Source organism: Eubacteriales bacterium mix99 (assembly GCA_038396605.1).
In the GTDB taxonomy this organism is placed as follows: domain Bacteria; phylum Bacillota; class Clostridia; order Caldicoprobacterales; family DTU083; genus UBA4874.
Map to the genome: position 1 here is coordinate 1,977,357 of CP121690.1, position 19,567 is coordinate 1,996,923.

Consider the following 19,567-nt stretch of genomic DNA (forward strand, 5'->3'; position numbering starts at 1 on the left):
TATAATTAGAGCATGGAAAAGCGAGAGAAAACAGTTGAAATTCCGCTGCATGTTTATGAGAATTTTCTCAAGCAGGCGGAGCAGATTGCCGAGCTGAAACAGCAGGTAGAGTGGCTGACGGAACAATTTCGACTTGCCAGTCACAAACGATTTGGCACGTCCAGTGAGCAGACGGACAACGGACAGTTGTGCTTATTCAACGAAGCGGAGGAAACCGCCGATTTGACCGCACCGGAGCCGGAGATCACTAAAGTCAAAGCGCATTATCGCCGGAAGACCCGTCTGACCACCGACAAGCTGCCGGAAGATTTGCCCGTCGAGGTCATCCTGCATGAGCTGCCGGAAGAAAAACGTGTCTGTCCTGACTGCGGCTGTCCTCTGCACAAGATGGGCGAAGAGGTGCGCGAGGAACTGAAAATCATCCCGGCAAAAGCCGTGCTTGTCCGCCATGTACGGCATATTTACGCCTGCCGGCACTGCGAGGGATCTTCCGACCGTGTGCCGATCGTCAAGGCGAGCATGCCGGAACCCGTCATCAAAGGCGGTTTCGCATCGCCCGAATCGGTCGCCCACATCGCTGTGCAGAAATTTGTGATGGGCAGCCCGCTTTACCGGCAGGAGCGGGAATGGGCACAAAACGGCATTCTGCTTTCCCGTCAGACGATGTCGAATTGGCTCGTAAAAGCCAGTGAAGGTTGGCTGGAGCCGATATACAAAGAGATGAAACGGCAGCTATGCGAGCATCAGGTCCTTCACGCAGACGAAACCACCCTCCAAGTGCTGCATGAGGACGGCAAGCCCGCCCGGAGCAAGAGCTATATGTGGCTTTACCGGACAAGCGGCGAGGCGGAACACCAAATTGTGCTGTATGACTACCAAAGGGACCGAAAGTATACCCACCCGGAAACCTTTTTGAAAGATTTTTCGGGTTTTCTCCATACGGACGGTTATGACGGCTATCACAAACTCCCTGACCGGATTACCGTTGTGGGCTGTTGGGCACATCTGCGCCGAAAGTTCGACGAGGCGCTGCAAACGCTGCCGAAAGAAAAACGTGACTCGTCCGATGCCCAAAAAGGGATCGCCTACTGTGACAGGCTGTTTCATTTTGAGAAACAGTTTGCTTTGCTGTCCCCGGAAGAACGCCGGGAAAAGCGTGAACAACTCTCCAAACCGATGATGGAGGCTTTTTTCACATGGGCCGATTCGCTTCGCGCGCTGCCAAAGTCCCTGCTGGGCAAGGCGGTCTATTATGCGCAGAGCCAGCGCAAATATCTCAGAGCTTATTTATTGGACGGCAGGCTTGAAATCAGCAACAACCGCGCTGAAAATTCGATCCGTCCCTTTGTGATGGGACGCAAAAACTGGCTGTTTTCCAATACCCCTAACGGCGCGAGAGCTAGCGCGGTTTATTACAGCCTGATCGTTTCCGCCAGAGAAAACGGGCTTGTGCCGTTTGAATATCTCACGAAGATTTTCACTCAAGCCCCGAACGGCGTCGATCCTAAAACCCTTATGCCATGGAAGGTGTCACCCTTGGCTTGACGGTTACAAATAACTCAGGAATATACAGGACAGCAAAAGCATCTATGCTATTTGGTTCCTATGTGGAAGGAAACCCTGGATTTTGACACTTATGCAAAGGGTGAGGGTTCTTTTGTAAGTAAAGTAGCAGATGGGAGCTTATTTAACATGAGATATAGTGGAATAGCCGGAGTCGCAAATGTTGGAGATAGCCCATGCTGGACAGGACATCCTCTTGCTCAGGCCAATTTGTATGGATTTGGACGGCTATGTTGGAATCCTGAAATGACATCAAAGGAGATAGCGGATGAATGGACACTCCTTACCTATGGAAATCAGGGCGAAGTTGTAATGACTGTAACTTCCATGTTATTAGGATCCAGAGAGATATATGAAAACTACACAAGTCCCTTAGGTGTTGGTTGGATGGTCAATCCGGGACATCACTATGGACCTAATGCAGACGGTTATGAATACTCGCATTGGGGGACCTACCATTATGCTGATCTGAAAGGTATCGGGGTAGACAGGACATCAGCTACAGGTACAGGTTATACAAAACAATACAGGGAACCAGCAGCTGGCATATATGAGAATATACAAGATTGCCCTGAGAAATTTTTATTGTTTTTTCATCATGTGTCATATAATCATAAACTAAAATCAGGGAAGACTGTTATACAACATATATATGATATACATTTTAAAGGAGTGGAACAGGTGAAAGATCTATTGACACAATGGTCCTCTTTAAAAGGAAAAATTGATGAAGATATCTATAGCCTGGTTTTAGAAAAGTTAAGGATACAGTTAAGGGATGCGAAGGAATGGAGGGATGTGATAAATACGTATTTTTATAGAAAGACAGGTATTCAAGATATATATGGAAGAAAAATATATAAATAAGGAAATTATAGGGAGGATTATTCTTGTGATTGAAGTTTTAGATGGAATAAAGGAAACTGTGAACTATCCAGAAAGCTTTAAAATCCGAATCTATAAAAACAAGGAATATGAGGATTATCCGCAACACTGGCATACAGCTTTTGAAATAATTATGCCAGTTGAGAATACCTATAAAGCTATCATAGATGAAAAAACTTATAATTTGGATATGAAAGATATTATTGTTATATCACCCGGAACTCTACATCAGTTATTTGCACCACCTGGTGGCTATCGAATAATACTGCAGGTTGACTATTCCGTGTTTAGTGACATTAAAGAACTAAAGTCAATATTTCATATGTTTCATCCCTGTGTACTCATTACAGCTTCATCAATGGTCCATATACATGAAGAACTTTCATCGCTTATTTCGGATATAACAGCGGAGTATTTTTCCACGTTACGCTTTAGGGAAGCTTCGATTTACTCCATGATCTTACGCTTTTTTGTGATCCTGGGAAGGAATTGTACAGATAGAAAGAACAAGCTTTCAAATATAAAAAATAAGAAATGGCCCGAGTATATAGAAATTTTTATTGACGTATGTAATTATATAAATGATCATTGTACTGAAAATATTAAACTGGATAATATTTCAAAAGTGGCCGGGTTCAGCAAATCTCACTTTTCACGCCTTTTCAAGCAGGTTATGAATATATCCTGGTATAATTACCTGATTAATTGCAGGATTATGCAGGCGGAGAAATTATTGATTGAACCGAGCCTTTCGATCATGCAAGTTGCTATGAAATCAGGTTTTGGCAGTCTTGCAACATTTAATCGTTTATTCAGAACAAAACGGGGGTGCACACCAACAGAGTATAAATCCCTTTATACGAAAATCCTATAAGGCATCCTGTTTGTTATAAGAAAAAGTCAACAATCAAATTAGCAGCATTTGATTGATATATGGCGATATTTAAGAAGAGAATAAAGCCAATTTATCATATAATGTTATTTAGTTATATGTGTATTGTAAATAATCCATAAAAATATGAGGAGGAGGAACATGAAGAAACGTATTTTTATTACTTTTATTGTTTGTGTACTATTTATGACTTTTTCATTGACAGGTTGTAGTAATGGGCAAAGCAGTGGTTCGTCGAATAGTACCAGTGATACCAATGCATCCAAAGGGGAAGAGAAAGATAATACTGAAGTTACCGATGATCCCAATGCCAAAGTCATCAACCTTTGGAGTTTTACTGATGAGGTTCCCAATATGATGAAGAAGTATAAAGATCTTCACCCCGACTTTCCTTATAAAATCAAGACTACTATAATTGCTACCACAGATGGTGCGTATCAGCCTGCACTTGATCAGGCACTGGCATCTGGCGGTGACGATGCACCGGATATTTACTGTGCAGAGGCGGCATTCGTACTAAAATATACTCAGGGGGACGCCTGTCAGTATGCTGCTCCCTATAAGGACCTTGGGACAGACGTTGATAATCTGTTAAAAGAATCTGAAATTGCTCAGTATACAGTAGATATCGGTACAACTCCGGATGATGATCTTGTAGCGCTAGGATATCAGGCAACTGGCGGGGCCTTTATCTATCGTCGATCCATTGCAAAAGACGTATGGGGTACGGATGATCCTGCAGTGATAAAGGAAAAGGTAGGTCCTGGCTGGGACAAATTCTTTGATGCTGCTGAGGAGCTGAAGGCAAAAGGGTATGGCATTGTATCCGGAGATGGTGATATGTGGCATGCAGTGGAGAACAGCTCTGAAAAGGGTTGGATTGTCGATGGAAAACTTAATATTGATCCACGACGTGAGGAATTTCTGGATCTTTCTAAAAAACTTAAGGATAACGGTTACCATAATGATACACAAGATTGGCAGGATGCCTGGTTTGCTGATATGAAAGATGCTGGTCCCAAGAAAATTTTCGGCTTCTTCGGACCTGCCTGGCTTATTAATTATACCATAGCGGGCAATTCCGGTGGTGAAGCACCAGGTGAAGGCACATATGGTGACTGGGCTGTATGTGAACCTCCTGTTGGATTCTTCTGGGGTGGTACATGGATTCTGGCCAATAAGGACAGCAAGGTTAAGAAGACAGTTGGCGACATACTTGAGTGGATTACGCTTGACAGTTCTGAGAACGGGCTGCAATATTTCTGGGCTAATGGAACACTCAACGGGCCTGGTGGTACCAAAGATGCTGTTGCTTCCGGTGCGGTTATGAAGAAGTCGGATGGTACACTTGACTTCCTGGGTGGACAGGATATGTTTGATGTTTTCGTTCCCGCAGGTGAATTTGCCACTGGTACGAATTTGACGCAATATGATGAAACAATCAACTCCTATTGGCGTGAACAGGTACGTGAATACACTGCAGGTAAGAAGAGCCGGGATCAGGCCATAGCTGATTTCAGCCAACAGGTTGCTGACAACATCGATATTATTGTGGAATAGTTTTTTCTGTAACGCTGGCGGACGGTCTTTTCCGTCTGCCTTTGATTTTGGCAAAATGAAAGTCTATGTTTTACCGGAGGTGATTCCTATGAAACGGAAAAGCGTTAGCTATGCGAAATACGGGTATATATTTTCTATACCTTTTGTTCTTACCTTCCTTATATTTTCGTTGTATCCCATAATCTATACTGCTGTGATAGGTTTTACGGATCTAAAGGGTCTGGGTAGAACGGATATTCATTTTTTATCAGATCCATTTCAAAACTTTAAGAACATGCTTAGGAATCCGTCCTTTATTAAGTCCTTATCAAATACAGCGCGGATCTGGGTACTCAACTTCATTCCTCAAATATTGCTGGCATTATTATTAGCAGCGTGGTTTGCCAATCAACGCAATAAGATGAGAGGTCAAGGTGTATTTAAGACATTGTTCTATATGCCAAATATAATGACGGCTGCAACCATAGCCATTCTGTTTAATTCGTTGTTCGGATATCCAAAGGGGCCTGTTAACGATTTATTTAAAGTCCTGGGTCTATCTGATGAGCCGATAAACTTCTTGATCAGACAAGGAACAGCGAGAGGGATAGTATCATTTATTCAGTTTTGGATGTGGTATGGACATACTATGATAGTGCTTATTGCGGGCATGACAGGAATCAATCCGGCAATACTCGAATCGGCTGAGATTGATGGAGCCTCAAATACACAAACTTTTTTATATGTTACTCTGCCGAACCTGAGGACTATAATGCTCTATACGCTTATAACCAGCATGATTGGTGGATTGCAGATGTTTGACATACCAAAACTGTTCTTAAATGGAGGCCCGGATAACGCAACACTTACCACAAGTGTCTTTATATACAATCAGGCATTTAGTGGCAGTTATATGTATAATCGCGCAGCTGCAGCAAGTATGATTATGTTCGTAATAGCCGCAGTTTTATCTGGCATACTCTTCTATATAATGCGGGATAAGGATGAGATGCGGCTTAAAAAAGAAAAAAAGAGAGCATTAAGTAAACAGAAAAAAGGAATCGGGATTAAGGGAGGAGGTCAAAAATATGGGATATAGTAAGAACCCACAGCGACATCATACTGGTAAAATATTGAAATATATATTCTGCATTTTTCTTGCGATCCTGAGCATATTGCCATTTTGGATTATGTTTATGAATGCTACACGAGGAACATATGAAATACAGCAAAGTTCCATATCCTTGTTGCCCTCCAGGTATTTAATGAGCAATTTAAACATTTTATTGGGTAAGAGCTTTAATCCTGTTAAGGGTTTTATAAACTCCATGATAATCTCCATCAGCGCTACCATAGCAACGGTTTACTTCTCGTCACTTACGGCCTATGCATTGGTAGCTTATAACTGGAAGATGCGTCAACCATTTTTTACATTTATAATGGCAGTAATGATGATTCCTGCACAGGTATCAGGCATTGGATTTTATCAATTTATGTATAGAATCCATTGGACCAATAGCTTTTTACCGCTGATATTGCCTGCAATAGCCGCACCCTCCGCTGTGTTTTTTATGCGACAGTATCTGCTTGGCGCTCTGTCCCTTGATATTGTCAATTCAGCGAGAATAGATGGAGCTGGTGAGTTTCACATATTTAATAAGATGATTCTGCCAATAGCAACACCTGCTATGGCAACACAGGCGATTTTCTCCTTTGTGGGAAATTGGAATAATCTGTTCACTCCGATGATTTTACTTACGGATCAGGACAAATACACAATGCCAATGATGGTAAGTCTATTGCGGGGGGATATATATAAGACAGAGTATGGTTCAGTATATTTGGGACTATCTTTGACAGTATTGCCATTGTTTATTATATATTTTCTATTATCCAGGTATATAATAGATGGTGTTGCTCTAGGCAGTATTAAGGAATAATCCACTCCTGTTTCATCAAAGGCCCTGCTTTAATTTTTACAAAAAAAGCATTAATTAAGACAATATCCAGGGAGCAAAGTCATGATATAATAATGTTACGAAGTGAGAATAAATGAAATCACGAAATTACAAGTTCATAAAGCAAAAATGCAGAAGGGGTTAAAAATGATTTATATAGCAGTGGCAGGTGTTGGTGCGATCGCACAGGGAGCACATATTCCGGGGATTTTGAAATTTCCTGATCGGTGCAGGATTGCGGCCTTATGTGATATATGCCCGGAGAAGGCGGAGGCTGCAAAAAAGAAGTTTGGGTTGCAGGATGTAAGAGTATTCCGGGATCATGAAGAAATGCTTGCTTCCGATGCAAAGATTGATCTGGTGCATATCTGTACCCCGCCGTCAAGTCATGCGGAAATTGCAATCCATAGTATGGACGCAGGCAAGCATGTTCTGGTGGAGAAGCCCATGTCACCGGGATTGAAAGAGTGCGACGAGATGCTTGCCGCAGAAAAACGGAACGGCGTAACGATGGGTATCATAGCACAAAACCGGTTCCGGGATACTATCTGGAGATTGAAAAAAATAGCGGATAGCGGAATCGCCGGGAAAGTACGTTGTGTGCACGTGAACTCCCTCTGGTGGCGCGGTCATAGTTATTACGATCTCTGGTGGCGAGGAACCTGGGAAAAGGAAGGCGGCGGGCCGACCCTGAATCATGCCGTGCACCATATTGATATGTTGAATTGGATCCAGGGCGCATTGCCGGTCGAAGTTTCCTCCATGCTGGCAAATGTCATGCATGACAATGCAGAGGTGGAAGATCTGTCATTTGCGGCGCTGCGATATGCGGATGGCTCTGTAGCCCAGGTAACGAGCTCTGTTGTGCATCATGGGGAGGAACAGGGAATTGTGCTGCAGTGCGAAAAAGCAAAAATTTCAGCGCCTTGGTCATGTATTGCATCGGTGTCCATGGAAAACGGTTTTGGAGTAAGCAATCCAAAACTTACGGATAAAATAAACGCGGAATATGAAGCAATTCCTTCTTTAAAATACGAGGGACATGTCGGAGAAATAGAGAATATGCTGTCGGCAGTTGAAAATGGGCAAAGGCCTCTTATCACGGGAGAAGACGGAAGGAGAACTGTGGAGCTGATAACTGCTGTTTATAAGGCTGGATTTGAAAAACGGACCATTCGTTTGCCGATTCACAAAGAGGACGCGTTCTATTCTGCAGAGGGGATACAGAAAAATGCGATTCATTTTCATGAGAAGACAACGAATCTTAAGAATTTCACAACGAACGAAATAAATATTGGTAATTATAAATAGGGATTCCGCTATATACGAAGTAAATATTTCCGTATCTGCTTCTATTGCCAGCTTTGATAATATTTGGTGTTTTTTGTTTTATCAAGCACTAAAATAGGCGGCTCGTCTGGGTTGCGCTTACTTTATGGATTTCAATGGTGTTAGTGCTTAATTTTTTCACGGTTCCTGACATATACCAGGAAATTTAGATTTTTGACACCCGGAAGGGATCACGGTATAATTATGTAAGAAACTTTTTCTTTATCTTCTGCTTTTTGGAGTTGGATCGTTATGTCTTGTGACAGTGTATATTAAGAAACATTAAGATAGGATCCTGGATAGAGTATAGAAGTTTTTTATTTTGATCTGTTAAATTGGAATTGAGAAAAAGGAGGAAACTTTTGGACAGCCTTATGGCGAGTATCGGCCTGGGTTTGAGACAAGGGAGAGAATCCATATGAAGATGATTTTTCGCTGGTTCCCCGGAGGGGACGACAGCGTTACACTGGATCAGATTCGTCAGATTCCGGGAGTAAGCGGCATAGCGACGATGCTGTCCGACATACCGGCAGGAGAAGTCTGGCCTCTGGAACGTCTTAAAGATTTGAAAAAGAAGATCAATTCTGCAGGGCTTGAAATGGAAGTGATTGAAAGCGTCAACATTCATGAAGATATCAAGAAGGGATTGCCGACAAGGGACCGATATATTGAAAACTATATTCATACACTTCAAAACCTTTCGGAGATCGGGGTAAAATGTCTCTGTTATAATTTTATGCCTGTGATGGATTGGGTAAGAAGCAATCTTGCTTTTCCTTTGAAAGATGGCAGCACGGTAATGTACTATAACCATGAGGATGTCCTTCAGATGAATCCGTCCCGGATCGCAAAAGAGATGTTTGCCAGGTCAGAAGGCTATACCCTTCCTGGTTGGGAACCGGAGAGGTTAAAAGCGATGGCAGAGGATATTGACTTTTATCAGAATATGTCCGAAGAAGAGTATTGGAAAAACCTGAAGTATTTTCTGGACGCCGTCATTCCATATGCAGAGAAACTTGATATAAAAATGGCCATTCATCCGGATGACCCGCCATTTTCACTATATGGTCTTCCTAAGGTAATCCGGAATGCGGAGAGCATTCGCAGGTTTCTGAATTTAAATTCCAGTCCGTATAATGGCCTGACGTTTTGTACCGGTTCGCTGGGGGCAGATATGGAGAATGATATACCTTCAATGATAAAAGAGTCTGTGTCCGGCGGGCGGGTACATTTTGCTCATATCCGCAATGTCAAACATCTGGATAACAAGGTCTTCATGGAAACTGCTCATCTGAGTTCATGCGGAGATCTTGATATGTATCGTGTTGTGAAAGCATTTCATGACAATGGTTTTGATGGATATATCCGGCCGGATCATGGCCGAATGGTATGGGGAGAGAAGGCAAGACCGGGGTATGGTCTGTATGATCGGTCCATGGGTATTACCTATCTCCTTGGTTTGTGGGAAGCTGTTCATAAGGGTTCATTGGAAACATGCAACAGAAATAAGTTGGACGGAGGAGAAGCTTATGAAATTGACAGAAGCCTGGAGTAAACGTGAGGAGTGGAAGAGGGACTATGTCATTCCAACCTATGACAGGCAGGCGGCAAAGGCTCAAACCCGGAAAGCACCTGTTTGGGTTCACTTCGGGGCAGGGAACATTTTTCGGGCGTTTATGGCATCGGCCATGGATACTTTGTTGGAACAGGGACGGACAGACCGGGGCATTATCGTCTGTGAGGACTTCGATCCGGAGCTCGTCCGGCGTGCCTATGTGCCTTACGATTCCCTGAGCCTTCTGGTTACGCTGAAGGCGGATGGAACCGTGGGCAAAAAGGTAGTGGGAAGCGTTATGGAGGCTGTGATTGAAACGGACAGAATGCTGGCTTTGTTCCGGGAGCCGTCCGTTCAGATGGTCAGCTTTACCATAACGGAAAAGGGATACGCCGGCCCGCTGATGCGCAGAATCGCAGAATTTTGTCTGGAAAGATATCAAAACGGAGCGTGGCCCCTTGCCCTGGTCAGTATGGACAACTGTGCCCGAAACGGGGAGATTCTCTCCAACGCGGTGAAAAAGCATGCCAGGGATCTGGTGGCGGAAGGCAGAGCAGAGGAAGGCTTCCTGGAGTATCTGTCCGATCCGGAAAGGATAACCTTCCCGTGGACCGCCATAGATAAAATCACACCCCGTCCCGACGCTTCTGTAAAGAAGCTGCTGGAACAGGACGGATTCGAGGATACCGAGCAGATTATCACAGAGCGTCATACCTATACTGCTCCGTTTGTCAATTCAGAAGAGACAGAGTATCTTGTCATAGAGGACACCTTTCCAAACGGGAGACCCCAGCTGGAAGCAGCCGGCATTTGGTTTGCCGACCGGGATACCGTTGACCGGTTTGAAAAAATGAAGGTCGGGACCTGCCTGAATCCGCTTCATACGGCTCTGGCAGTTTTCGGATGCCTGCTGGGATATCAGACCATCCATGAGGAAATGAGCGATAACGAGCTGAAGAAGCTGGTATGGGAACTGGGGGAAAAGGAAGGAATGCCTGTGGTGATCGATCCCGGCATTATCCGTCCGGAGGATTTTTTGAAGGACGTACTGACAAAACGGTTCCCCAATCCATTTATGCCGGATACTCCGCAGAGAATTGCGACGGATACATCGCAGAAAATTCCCGTCCGATACGGGCAGACGCTTCGTTCCTACGTATCCAGTCCCGATCTCAGCCTGGGCGATCTGACAATGATCCCTCTTGTATTTGCAGGCTGGCTCCGATACCTTCTGGGTGTGGACGATAAGGGAAATCATATGGATTTGAGTCCGGACCCGCGGATGGAAGAGCTTGCCGGGCTGCTTGGAGGCATCCGGCCGGGACAGCACCCCGTGGATGAGAAAGGAATCGACACCATACTCCGTGATCAGAGTATCTTTTCAATTGATCTGTTTTCCTGCGGAATGGCCACAAAGGTGAAGGGAATGTTCGCGGAGATGCTGGAAGGTCCCGGAGCGGTGCGCAGAACACTGCAGAAGTACTGCAGTTGAGAGAAAAGATAAAGTTTGAGAGGGTAATCATGGAACCAGGGAAGGAGCAACATCATGGATCAAAGGGATGGAATGAATTATGCGCCAAAGGGAAAGCCAAACCCGGTGGTCAAAAAGGGTGAATTTGTTTTTGCTGCAATAGGACTGGATCATGGGCATATCCGGGGAATGACCAATGGTCTGTTGGAAGCCGGAGCCACATTGAAGTGGGTTTATGATCCGGATCCGAAAAAGGCGGAATCCTTTCGGAAGGCCTATGAAGCGACTGGTGTCCGGGTAGCAGAAAGAGAAGAGCAGGTGCTGGACGATCCGGAGGTTCAGCTGGTGGCGGCGGCGTGTGTGACGTCGGAGCGTGCGGCACTGGGTATCCGCGTCATGAAATCCGGAAAGGACTATTTTGTGGACAAAGCGCCTCTGACCACGCTGGAGCAGTTGGAGACGGTAAAGCAGGCCATTCGTGAAACCGGGAAAAAATATATGGTCAGCTACAGCGAACGTCTGCAATCGGAAAGCGCCGTATATGCAGGAGGACTGATTCAAAAGGGAGCCATTGGCAAAGTGATTCAGGTCCTGGGGATGGGTCCTCACCGTCTGAACGCACCCTCCCGGCCGGACTGGTTTTTCCGGAAGAAATATTACGGTGGAATCCTGTGCGATATCGGAAGTCATCAGATTGAGCAGTTTTTGTATTATACAGGAGCCGGGGATGCCACCGTGGTGAACAGTGAGATTGGAAACTACAATCATCCGGAATATCCGGAGCTGGATGACTTCGGGGATGCGACCCTGGTGGGAGACAACGGTGCCATGGGATATTTCCGGGTGGACTGGTTTACACCGGATGGACTTTCTTCCTGGGGCGACGGACGAACTTTTATTCTGGGAACAGAAGGCTATATTGAATTGAGAAAGAATGTAAATGTAGCCAGGGAGAAGACCGGCAATCATGTGTTTCTCGTGGACAAAGACGGAGAGCACTATATCAATGCAACGGGAAAGACCGGGTTCCCTTACTTTGGTCAGCTGATTCTGGACTGCATCCACCGGACAGAGAATGCTATGACGCAGGAACATGCCCTAAAGGCAGCGGAGCTGTCCGTGAAGGCACAGATGCTGGCAAGGAAAGTCCGGTAGGAAATTCCATTAAGTTTTACAGGTATATAAGCAAATCAAAAAAGGCCCGTTTCCGGGTCTTTTTTTATTCAGCGCTTTTCATTGCTTCCACCATATCGATACGGTCCAGTGTACGGTTGGTGAACCAGTTGATCAATATGGCGAAAAGGAATGTGATTGATGCGGTAATAAGATAGCTGACAGGCTCAATATGCACGGCAAAATAGATGGACGGCATATTGAGTACGGTGGTCAGAAAGCCACTGATAAAGCGTCCCAGCGGCAGACCGAGGAGAATTCCTGCCAGGGTCAGGATCAGCGTTTCCCTGTTGACATACTGGTAGACTTCCTTGTCATAAAAGCCGAGCACTTTTATGGTAGCCAGTTCTCTGGTACGCTCCGAGATATTTGTATTGGACAGGGTAAACAGGACCACCAGGGCAAGACCCCCTGCCATGACGATAAACAGAAGTACAACGGCATCAATCAGGTCAAAGCCGAATTCTTCCTTCAGCTTGGCTGTACTGACAGCGGAAAGAACGGCATCGTTATCCTGAAGCTCCTCCGCGTAGGCACCTGGATCGGTGCAGGCATCCGTCAGGTGTGCCAGCACGCCGTTTGCTTCATAGTCTCCGAAAAGAGATTCATATTGCTTCTGCGTCATATAGACGTTGTTGCCCAGATAGTTTTTCACGATACCGGCTACCTTGGTTTCCTGCTGCTCAAGCTCCATGTTCTGCAGGGAAACGGAATTTCCGGTCTTAAGGCCAAGGATGTTTTTTGCGCTTTGTGTGATCAGCACACCATTGTCTTTTGGATACAGAATCTTTCCTTCCGGGCTTTCCAGACGAATATAATCCTTTATGGGACTATCATCGGGAAGAGCCATCAGCTGCACCTTTTCGGCTTCTCCCTTGGCATTGATGAGCTTCATGCTGTCAATCCGCAGCTCCATATAATCCCCGACATTTTTGTCCGATGCCAGATGGCGGGCCATTTCATCCTGATCCTTTTCGTCAAAAACAGTCATCAGATCATACTGATAAATCCGGTCGTACTGTTTCGGACCCAGATCGGCAATGGAATCCTTAATGGCAAAGCCGCAGACCAGCAGGGCGGTACAGCCCATGATTCCTCCCACTGTCATAAACAGGCGCTTTTTATATCGGAACAGATTGCGAAGGGTCACCTTGTTCAAAAACTTCAGACGGCTCCAGAAGGCGGAGATATGCTCCAGAAATATGCGGGAACCTGCACGGGGTGCCTTGGGGCGCAGAAGAGCCGCCGGCATATGTTTCAGCTCACTATGGCAGGCCAGGGCAGTGGCACCTACAATGGCTGCCATAAACAACAGTACCCCGCCGATACCATAAAGAAGATCAAATTGCAGATAATAATGAGGAATCGTATAAAGCTCTTTCAGAATCACCGCTATGAATTTGGGCAGCAGGATAAAGCCGCCGATATCTCCCACAATGCCGCCCAGCAGGCAGGCACAAAAAGCAAACAGGAGATATTTCCGGTAAATGGCGCCTCCAGCAAAGCCCAGTGCCTTGTAGGTTCCGATCATACCCCGTTCTTCTTCCACCATCCGGGTCATCGTGGTCAGGCTCATGAGAATTGCCACGAGCAGGAAGATAGCAGGAAAGAAATGGCCCACAGTTTCAATGGAGGATAAATCGTTATCCAGACCGAAATAACTGTCCAGCATGGTACGATCCTGAACATACCATTGTGTCAGTTCAATATCATCCAGTTTGGCGTATGCATCGTTCAGCTTTCTTTTAGCATCCTCCTTTTTTTCTGCATATTCCTTTTCCTGTTCCGTCAGCTCCTGTTGGCCTTTGGAAAGCTCCGTTTTTCCCTCGGAGATATCTTCCCGGGCATCCGTTATTTTTTTCCTTGCCCGGGTTTCCTCTGCATTCAGCTTTTTTTCTGCTTTGGCCAGTTCTGCCCTTCCGGTTTCCAGCTCTGTCCGATGGGATTTGAGCTCCTGGCGTGCGGCTGCGATCTGTGCTTTTCCTTCGTTCAGCCTGTCCCCGGCTTCAGACATCTGCCGCTTAGCGGCGGTCTTCTGCTCTTCAAAGCTGTTTTTTTTTGCATCCAGCAGTTGCTGGCCGCCGGTGACCATTCCCAGCCCCAGGGCAGTCTGTACACCGGTTTCAGGCAGGGAATCCGCACCGTCCGGATTATCCGGATCCTGTATTTGGGGGCCATCCTGTGTATCTGCCGTTTCCGGGTAAGGATCATTCACTGGATTCTGAAGTTTGAGGAATGCTTTGGCAAGGGCAGCACTTTCAGCAGCAGTGCCCTTTGCAACGGCATTTTCGTCTGCACCCTTTGCTGCCAGATCGGCAGCAGCGCGGACCAGTGCATTCCATTCCTTTCCCGGCCATGCTTCGCCAAAGATGCCTTTAAGTTGTTTGGTACCTTCCTCCAGCGGACGGCGATTTGCATTCAGCTTGTCCTGCTCTTTTTGGAAAGTATCTTCCGCAGTGGTAAATTGATCATCCGCCTCTTGCCGTTCTTTTGCCAGACGCTGTTCGTTCTGCTCCAATTCTTCTGCTTTTTCGTTCAGCTGTGTCTCACCGGCCGTCAGTTGTTTTTCGCCTTCGGACAGTTTCTGTCTGGAATTTTCCAACTTTGTCCGGGCTTCTGCCATTTGCTTGTCTGCGTTTTTTTGCTCATGGGTGAGCGTGATCTCTCCATCGGCCAGTTCCTGCCTGGCTTTGTCGATATCCTCCCATGCGTCGGCAAATTTTCTGCCTGCTTCCGTAAATTTTTCATTTGCGGTATTTTCAGCATCCTGAACCTTTTTGCGGGCTTCCTGCATGACCGAATCATAACGTGCTTTTTCCCGCTGTTTTTTGATCCGGCTTTCAATATTCGCTATGACGGACTGCACCTTATCATCATATTCATCGGAATAGGAGTTCAGTTCCTGCGTTCCGTCCAGGGTAAGATATACGGCAGTGAACACATCAAAGTCGGCATCCTCCTCTGTGATAAAAAAGGTATAATCACTGGAGGCAGTGGAACGAAAGAGGGTGCTCATGCCATCGCTGCTCTGAATATTCATGGGATCCAATACCACGCCGGTAATGGTATATGTCGTATTGGCAAAGGTGGGAGACTCTGTTTCCTCCAGTTCCGTTTTCATATCATCCAAATCAATGTCCGCATCCGGATCGCTGCTCTCCTTTGAGGAATCTTTCACATCGTTTCCGTTCTTTTCGGAAGGGTTGGATTCGCTTTCTCCATTTACTTTTTCATCTTCTGTAATGGTTTCTGTAATGGTCAGCGGATCGCCCACAGAGCAGCCGCTTTCCTCCAGATATTTTTGTGTAACGGCGATTTCCCCTTTTTTTGCCGGCATCCTGCCGTCCAGCAGATAAGGCTTGTTCAGGCCTGTGCGGCTCAGCACCGACATGTCCGCCGTTTTTTGCACTCCGGCAGTTTCCGTATGAACGGTTTCACTGTAACCGCCTTCCGCAGCCTTTACGGCTTTCAGCCGAGAAAGGGTATCCACATCCTCCTGTGTCAGTCCCAGCGTGGATACAATCCGGATGTCAAACAGATTCTGCCGGTCAAAGAACCGGTCCGCGGAATGATACATGTCCGCACAGGAGGCATACAGTCCGGTCAGCATGGTAACCCCCAGCGCCGTAATGATGAGAATGGAAAATAGCCGTTTCCATCCCTTTTGGATGGAGCGCCCGATATCCTTATAATATGTTTTACTCATAGGATCACCATTCAATTTGCGAGATCGGGACAGGATGCTCATTTTGCACGGTATCGACTGCCTTCCCGTTTTTAAAATGGATGACCCGGTCGGCCATGGCTGCCAGGGAGGAGTTGTGTGTGATGATGAGTATGGTGATGTTCTCCCTGCGGCAGGTATCCTGCAAAAGCTGCAAAATCTGTTTGCCGGTATTGTAATCCAGTGCGCCGGTGGGTTCGTCGCACAAAAGCAGTTTTGGGTTCTTTGCAAGGGCTCGTGCAATGGAAACACGCTGTTGCTCTCCGCCGGAAAGCTGTGCGGGGAAATTATTTTTTCTCTCTGCCAGTCCTACTTTGTTCAGTGTCTCAGCTGCATCCAGCGAGTTGGGACAAATCTGCGCTGCCAGTTCCACGTTTTCCAGCGCCGTCAGATTCGGCACCAGGTTGTAGAACTGAAATACAAATCCAATGTCCGTACGGCGATAGCCGATCAATTGTTTGTGGTCGTATTTGGAAATATATTTGCCGTCTACGATGACATCGCCGGAAGTCACGGTGTCCATGCCGCCCAACAGATTCAATGCCGTGGTCTTTCCAGCTCCGGAAGCTCCCAAAATGACCGCCAGCTTGCCTTTATTGATCTCAAAGTTTGCATCATCCAATGCACGGATCGCCACCTCACCGGTGGCGTATTCCTTCACAACGTTGCGAAATACAATATATGCCATATGGTCTCCTTTTTTACAGTTCAAAGCAAGTGTATCTTTCCAAAATTTCCTGAAAAGATTCTCTGTAATGTTTGCCTTCTCTTTCAACCTATTATAATAGACGTAGCATTGCTTTTTCAACCCGGAATGATTACGAAACTGTAAACAAACAGGCACGGTTTGACATAATTTTATTTTTTGGGTCCAAAATAAAGGAATATGTTTTGTAATTGTTTTTGAACGGAAAACTTTCTGCCGCCGGCAGCCGTCTATTGAATGTAAAGCGAAACAGATACAGGAAAAGGATACGTATCCAACAAGAGTAAGGAGGGGCAGTTTGGCGCCAATGAAAAGAGACCGTCTCGAAGAGGAGATCGCAGACCATGTGACACAATACAAGGAGCGCTACTACCGGCTGGCCTACAGCTATGTCCGGAATGCGGACGATGCCCTGGACATTGTACAGGAATCCATTTACAAGGCATTTTTATCCGTGGGTTCCCTGAAAGATCCGCATTCCATGAAGACATGGTTTTACCGGATTGTAGTAAATGCTTCCCTGGATTTTTTGCGGAAGCGAAAAAGGTCCTATCCGGTGGAAGATGAGGTATTGACCAGACTGGATTCAGGAGAAGCTGACCGATACGAAGATTTTGATCTGAAAAATGCCTTGGATCAATTGCCTGAAAAATATCGTATCGTCATCGTATTGAGGTTTTTTGAAGACCTGAAAATTGAGGAGATTGCAGAAGTCCTTGATGAGAATGCCAATACGATAAAGACCCGTTTGTATACTTCTCTGAATAGGCTCCGTCTGACTCTGAGGGATAATGGCACGGAAGTCTAATGAAAAGAATAAGGAGGTTTCCTATGGAACGAAACAGCCTGGATCGTTTAAAAAAGGAATATATGGAGATCCCAATTCCAAAGGAATTGGATGCACGCGTAAAAATTGCATTGGAGAAAAGGAGAAAAGGTAAAGTGAGGAGAAAAAGGATGTGGAAAGAAATCGGTATTGCTGCTGCTTTCCTGATTATTTGTGTTGGCGTTCTGACAGCGGGGATCAATGGCAGTCCGGCATTTGCAGCAAAATTGTCCAGGGTACCGGCTCTCCATCGTGTCGTGGAGGTATTGAATTTCCGGAACTATACGGTGGACGAAGGCAAGTATCATGCGGATATTAAGGTTCCTTCCATTCAGGGCCTGAAAAACAAGGATCTGGAGCATACATTGAACGAGAAGTACCTGAAAGAAAACAAAAACCTGTATGAAGACTTTATGGCAGATATGAAAGAGATGAAAAAAAGCAATACGGACGGACATATGGGAGTGGACAGTGGATATACCATTTTGACCGATACCGACAGAATTCTTTCGGTTGCCCGGTATGTCGTGAATACGGTCGGTTCCTCCTCCACTGTGATGAAATATGATACCATTGATAAGGAAAAGGAGATTCTGATCACTTTGCCGAGTCTGTTCAGGGATGACAGTTATGTGGGCGTCATCAGCGACAATATCAAAAAGCAGATGACGGAGCAGAATAAGAAGGATCCGGACAAGATTTATTGGGTGGAAGGAATCAATAATGACTTTGAAGGCTTCCAGAGCATTACCGCAGATCAGAACTTCTATATTACTGCAGAAGGAAAGCTGATTATTTCCTTTGACAAATACGAAGTTGCTCCCGGTTATATGGGTACCGTGGAATTTGAAATCCCGACGGATATCCTTTCAAGGATATTGGTCAGCGACGAGTATATCAAATAAGAAACAGAATAAGGGAAGAAGCAAACAGTTACTCACAGCAAAGTCATGGAAAAGGAGGATCCCTTCCTGTTAACAGGAAGGGATCCTCCTTTTTAATGGAAGTAATTCACAATCGCCAGATCCCCTGCGGAAACAGCAACAATTCCGCTGTCATGATGGAATCCCGGATCCGATGAATCAATTTTCATGCGAAACTTTATGGTGTATCCGAAATCCCAGGCGGTAAGACTGAAAGAGACGCTGCATTGCCCTGCTTTTTGCTTTATTAGCCCTCGTCCCCGGACGGTCAGCATATTGGGGTTTTCAAGCAGCGGACAAGGTTGAATGAATTTTGGGCAATGGACTTCGATGTTTCCCGGTACAGACACGAAAACCGTTGGAATGGCGTGATCATCTTTTTCTGTTCGTAGGGTATACTTCAGGGTAAGTTTGCCGCATTTGGCCTGCAGCGGGCAGGAACCGGCCTCCAGGAAGGCAGTGCCGCAATGGAAACAATCCGATGCATTGTTCACCGTTCCCTTTCCGCTCCCTTTTAGGGTACACTCCGTTCCGCATTCAGGTTTGGGAGGCGGGGGGCATGGCTTTTCGGGCCGACATGGCTTGTGAGGCGGGCACGGCGGCCTGGGGCACGGCTTGTGAGGCGGGCACGGCGGCCTGGGGCACGGCTTTTCAGGCGGGCACGGCGGCCTGGGGCATGGCTTTTCAGGCGTGCATGGCGGCCTGGGGCACGGCGGACCGGGAGCTACGGGAATCCGGTCCAACACGCTTTCAAGCTTTTCCTGCAGAAGCATCTGCAGTTTCATGGCTTCCCGTATGATTTTCTCAACACCCGCATTTACTTCCCTGACCTCAGCGACAGAAGGAGACTTGGGAAGTTTGGAATTCAACACATACTGGATTTTTTCGCCTTCTGCATTGATGATATGAGCCAACCCCATCTCTTCCAGAGCAATGGAGGCCAGAAGCATATTCAGGGCATCTTCCCTGCTGATATCAATATCAGGTTTAATATTGGGGATATTTGGCATGGACATATTCAAT

14 protein-coding genes and 1 pseudogene are annotated in these 19,567 nt (G+C 46.1%); 12 read left to right on the top strand and 3 right to left on the bottom strand.

Features of this window, described 5'->3' with window-relative positions:
- Positions 1 to 12 precede the first annotated feature (12 nt).
- The 10 genes and pseudogenes from QBE55_08720 to QBE55_08765 all read left to right on the top strand — a co-directional run bounded on the left by QBE55_08720 (position 13) and on the right by QBE55_08765 (position 12,347).
- A complete protein-coding gene (locus QBE55_08720) occupies positions 13 to 1,545 on the top strand; it encodes an IS66 family transposase (GenBank protein ID WZL77646.1) in 1,533 nt (510 codons plus the stop codon).
- Between the two features lie 3 nt (positions 1,546 to 1,548).
- Positions 1,549 to 2,430: pseudogene (locus QBE55_08725) on the top strand (alpha-glucuronidase).
- Positions 2,431 to 2,455: 25 nt separating this feature from the next.
- Positions 2,456 to 3,322 (top strand): AraC family transcriptional regulator, encoded by an 867-nt coding sequence (locus QBE55_08730; protein ID WZL77647.1) that lies wholly within the window; start codon positions 2,456 to 2,458, stop codon positions 3,320 to 3,322.
- A gap of 159 nt (positions 3,323 to 3,481) precedes the next feature.
- Positions 3,482 to 4,900 (top strand): carbohydrate ABC transporter substrate-binding protein, encoded by a 1,419-nt coding sequence (locus QBE55_08735; protein ID WZL77648.1) that lies wholly within the window; start codon positions 3,482 to 3,484, stop codon positions 4,898 to 4,900.
- 88 nt (positions 4,901 to 4,988) lie between these two features.
- Entirely contained in the window at positions 4,989 to 5,978 is a 990-nt protein-coding gene (locus tag QBE55_08740; protein ID WZL77649.1) for a sugar ABC transporter permease, read from the top strand.
- The gene (locus QBE55_08745) at positions 5,968 to 6,819 is read left to right on the top strand and encodes a carbohydrate ABC transporter permease (protein WZL77650.1); all 852 of its coding nucleotides are present in this window, start codon (positions 5,968 to 5,970) and stop codon (positions 6,817 to 6,819) included. Before QBE55_08740 ends, QBE55_08745 begins: the two co-directional genes overlap by 11 nt.
- A 165-nt stretch (positions 6,820 to 6,984) precedes the next feature.
- Positions 6,985 to 8,148 carry a Gfo/Idh/MocA family oxidoreductase gene (locus QBE55_08750; GenBank protein ID WZL77651.1) on the top strand — a complete coding sequence of 388 codons (1,164 nt, stop codon included), beginning with the start codon at positions 6,985 to 6,987 and terminating at the stop codon, positions 8,146 to 8,148.
- Between the two features lie 436 nt (positions 8,149 to 8,584).
- Positions 8,585 to 9,721, top strand: coding sequence for a mannonate dehydratase (gene uxuA / locus QBE55_08755; protein ID WZL77652.1), 1,137 nt, complete (start codon positions 8,585 to 8,587; stop codon positions 9,719 to 9,721).
- The gene (locus QBE55_08760; GenBank protein WZL77653.1) at positions 9,696 to 11,213 is read left to right on the top strand and encodes a mannitol dehydrogenase family protein; all 1,518 of its coding nucleotides are present in this window, start codon (positions 9,696 to 9,698) and stop codon (positions 11,211 to 11,213) included. Before uxuA ends, QBE55_08760 begins: the two co-directional genes overlap by 26 nt.
- 54 nt (positions 11,214 to 11,267) lie before the next feature.
- Entirely contained in the window at positions 11,268 to 12,347 is a 1,080-nt protein-coding gene (locus QBE55_08765; GenBank protein ID WZL77654.1) for a Gfo/Idh/MocA family oxidoreductase, read from the top strand.
- Between the two features lie 64 nt (positions 12,348 to 12,411).
- Here the strand turns inward: QBE55_08765 and QBE55_08770 are convergent, their stop codons facing one another.
- Positions 12,412 to 16,071 (bottom strand): FtsX-like permease family protein, encoded by a 3,660-nt coding sequence (locus QBE55_08770; protein WZL77655.1) that lies wholly within the window; start codon positions 16,069 to 16,071, stop codon positions 12,412 to 12,414.
- Between the two features lie 4 nt (positions 16,072 to 16,075).
- Positions 16,076 to 16,777, bottom strand: coding sequence for an ABC transporter ATP-binding protein (locus QBE55_08775; GenBank protein ID WZL77656.1), 702 nt, complete (start codon positions 16,775 to 16,777; stop codon positions 16,076 to 16,078).
- 325 nt (positions 16,778 to 17,102) lie between these two features.
- Here QBE55_08775 and QBE55_08780 point away from each other — a divergent pair, with 325 nt between their 5' ends.
- Positions 17,103 to 17,603, top strand: a complete 501-nt coding sequence (locus QBE55_08780) for a sigma-70 family RNA polymerase sigma factor (protein ID WZL79904.1) — start codon at positions 17,103 to 17,105, stop codon at positions 17,601 to 17,603.
- Between the two features lie 23 nt (positions 17,604 to 17,626).
- The gene (locus QBE55_08785; protein WZL77657.1) at positions 17,627 to 18,526 is read left to right on the top strand and encodes a DUF3298 domain-containing protein; all 900 of its coding nucleotides are present in this window, start codon (positions 17,627 to 17,629) and stop codon (positions 18,524 to 18,526) included.
- A 92-nt stretch (positions 18,527 to 18,618) separates the two neighbouring features.
- On the opposite strand, the gene QBE55_08790 is transcribed toward QBE55_08785, so the two are convergent.
- Positions 18,619 to 19,560 (bottom strand): hypothetical protein, encoded by a 942-nt coding sequence (locus QBE55_08790; GenBank protein WZL77658.1) that lies wholly within the window; start codon positions 19,558 to 19,560, stop codon positions 18,619 to 18,621.
- Positions 19,561 to 19,567 lie beyond the last annotated feature (7 nt).

Coding starts and splice junctions, on each gene's coding strand:
- QBE55_08720 (WZL77646.1), top strand. CDS start 13: ATGGAAAAGCGAGAGAAAACAGTTGAAATTCCGCTGCATGTTTATGAG.
- QBE55_08735 (WZL77648.1), top strand. CDS start 3,482: ATGAAGAAACGTATTTTTATTACTTTTATTGTTTGTGTACTATTTATG.
- QBE55_08740 (WZL77649.1), top strand. CDS start 4,989: ATGAAACGGAAAAGCGTTAGCTATGCGAAATACGGGTATATATTTTCT.
- QBE55_08745 (WZL77650.1), top strand. CDS start 5,968: ATGGGATATAGTAAGAACCCACAGCGACATCATACTGGTAAAATATTG.
- QBE55_08750 (WZL77651.1), top strand. CDS start 6,985: ATGATTTATATAGCAGTGGCAGGTGTTGGTGCGATCGCACAGGGAGCA.
- uxuA (WZL77652.1), top strand. CDS start 8,585: ATGAAGATGATTTTTCGCTGGTTCCCCGGAGGGGACGACAGCGTTACA.
- QBE55_08760 (WZL77653.1), top strand. CDS start 9,696: ATGAAATTGACAGAAGCCTGGAGTAAACGTGAGGAGTGGAAGAGGGAC.
- QBE55_08765 (WZL77654.1), top strand. CDS start 11,268: ATGGATCAAAGGGATGGAATGAATTATGCGCCAAAGGGAAAGCCAAAC.
- QBE55_08770 (WZL77655.1), bottom strand. CDS start 16,071: ATGAGTAAAACATATTATAAGGATATCGGGCGCTCCATCCAAAAGGGA.
- QBE55_08775 (WZL77656.1), bottom strand. CDS start 16,777: ATGGCATATATTGTATTTCGCAACGTTGTGAAGGAATACGCCACCGGT.
- QBE55_08780 (WZL79904.1), top strand. CDS start 17,103: ATGAAAAGAGACCGTCTCGAAGAGGAGATCGCAGACCATGTGACACAA.
- QBE55_08785 (WZL77657.1), top strand. CDS start 17,627: ATGGAACGAAACAGCCTGGATCGTTTAAAAAAGGAATATATGGAGATC.
- QBE55_08790 (WZL77658.1), bottom strand. CDS start 19,560: ATGTCCATGCCAAATATCCCCAATATTAAACCTGATATTGATATCAGC.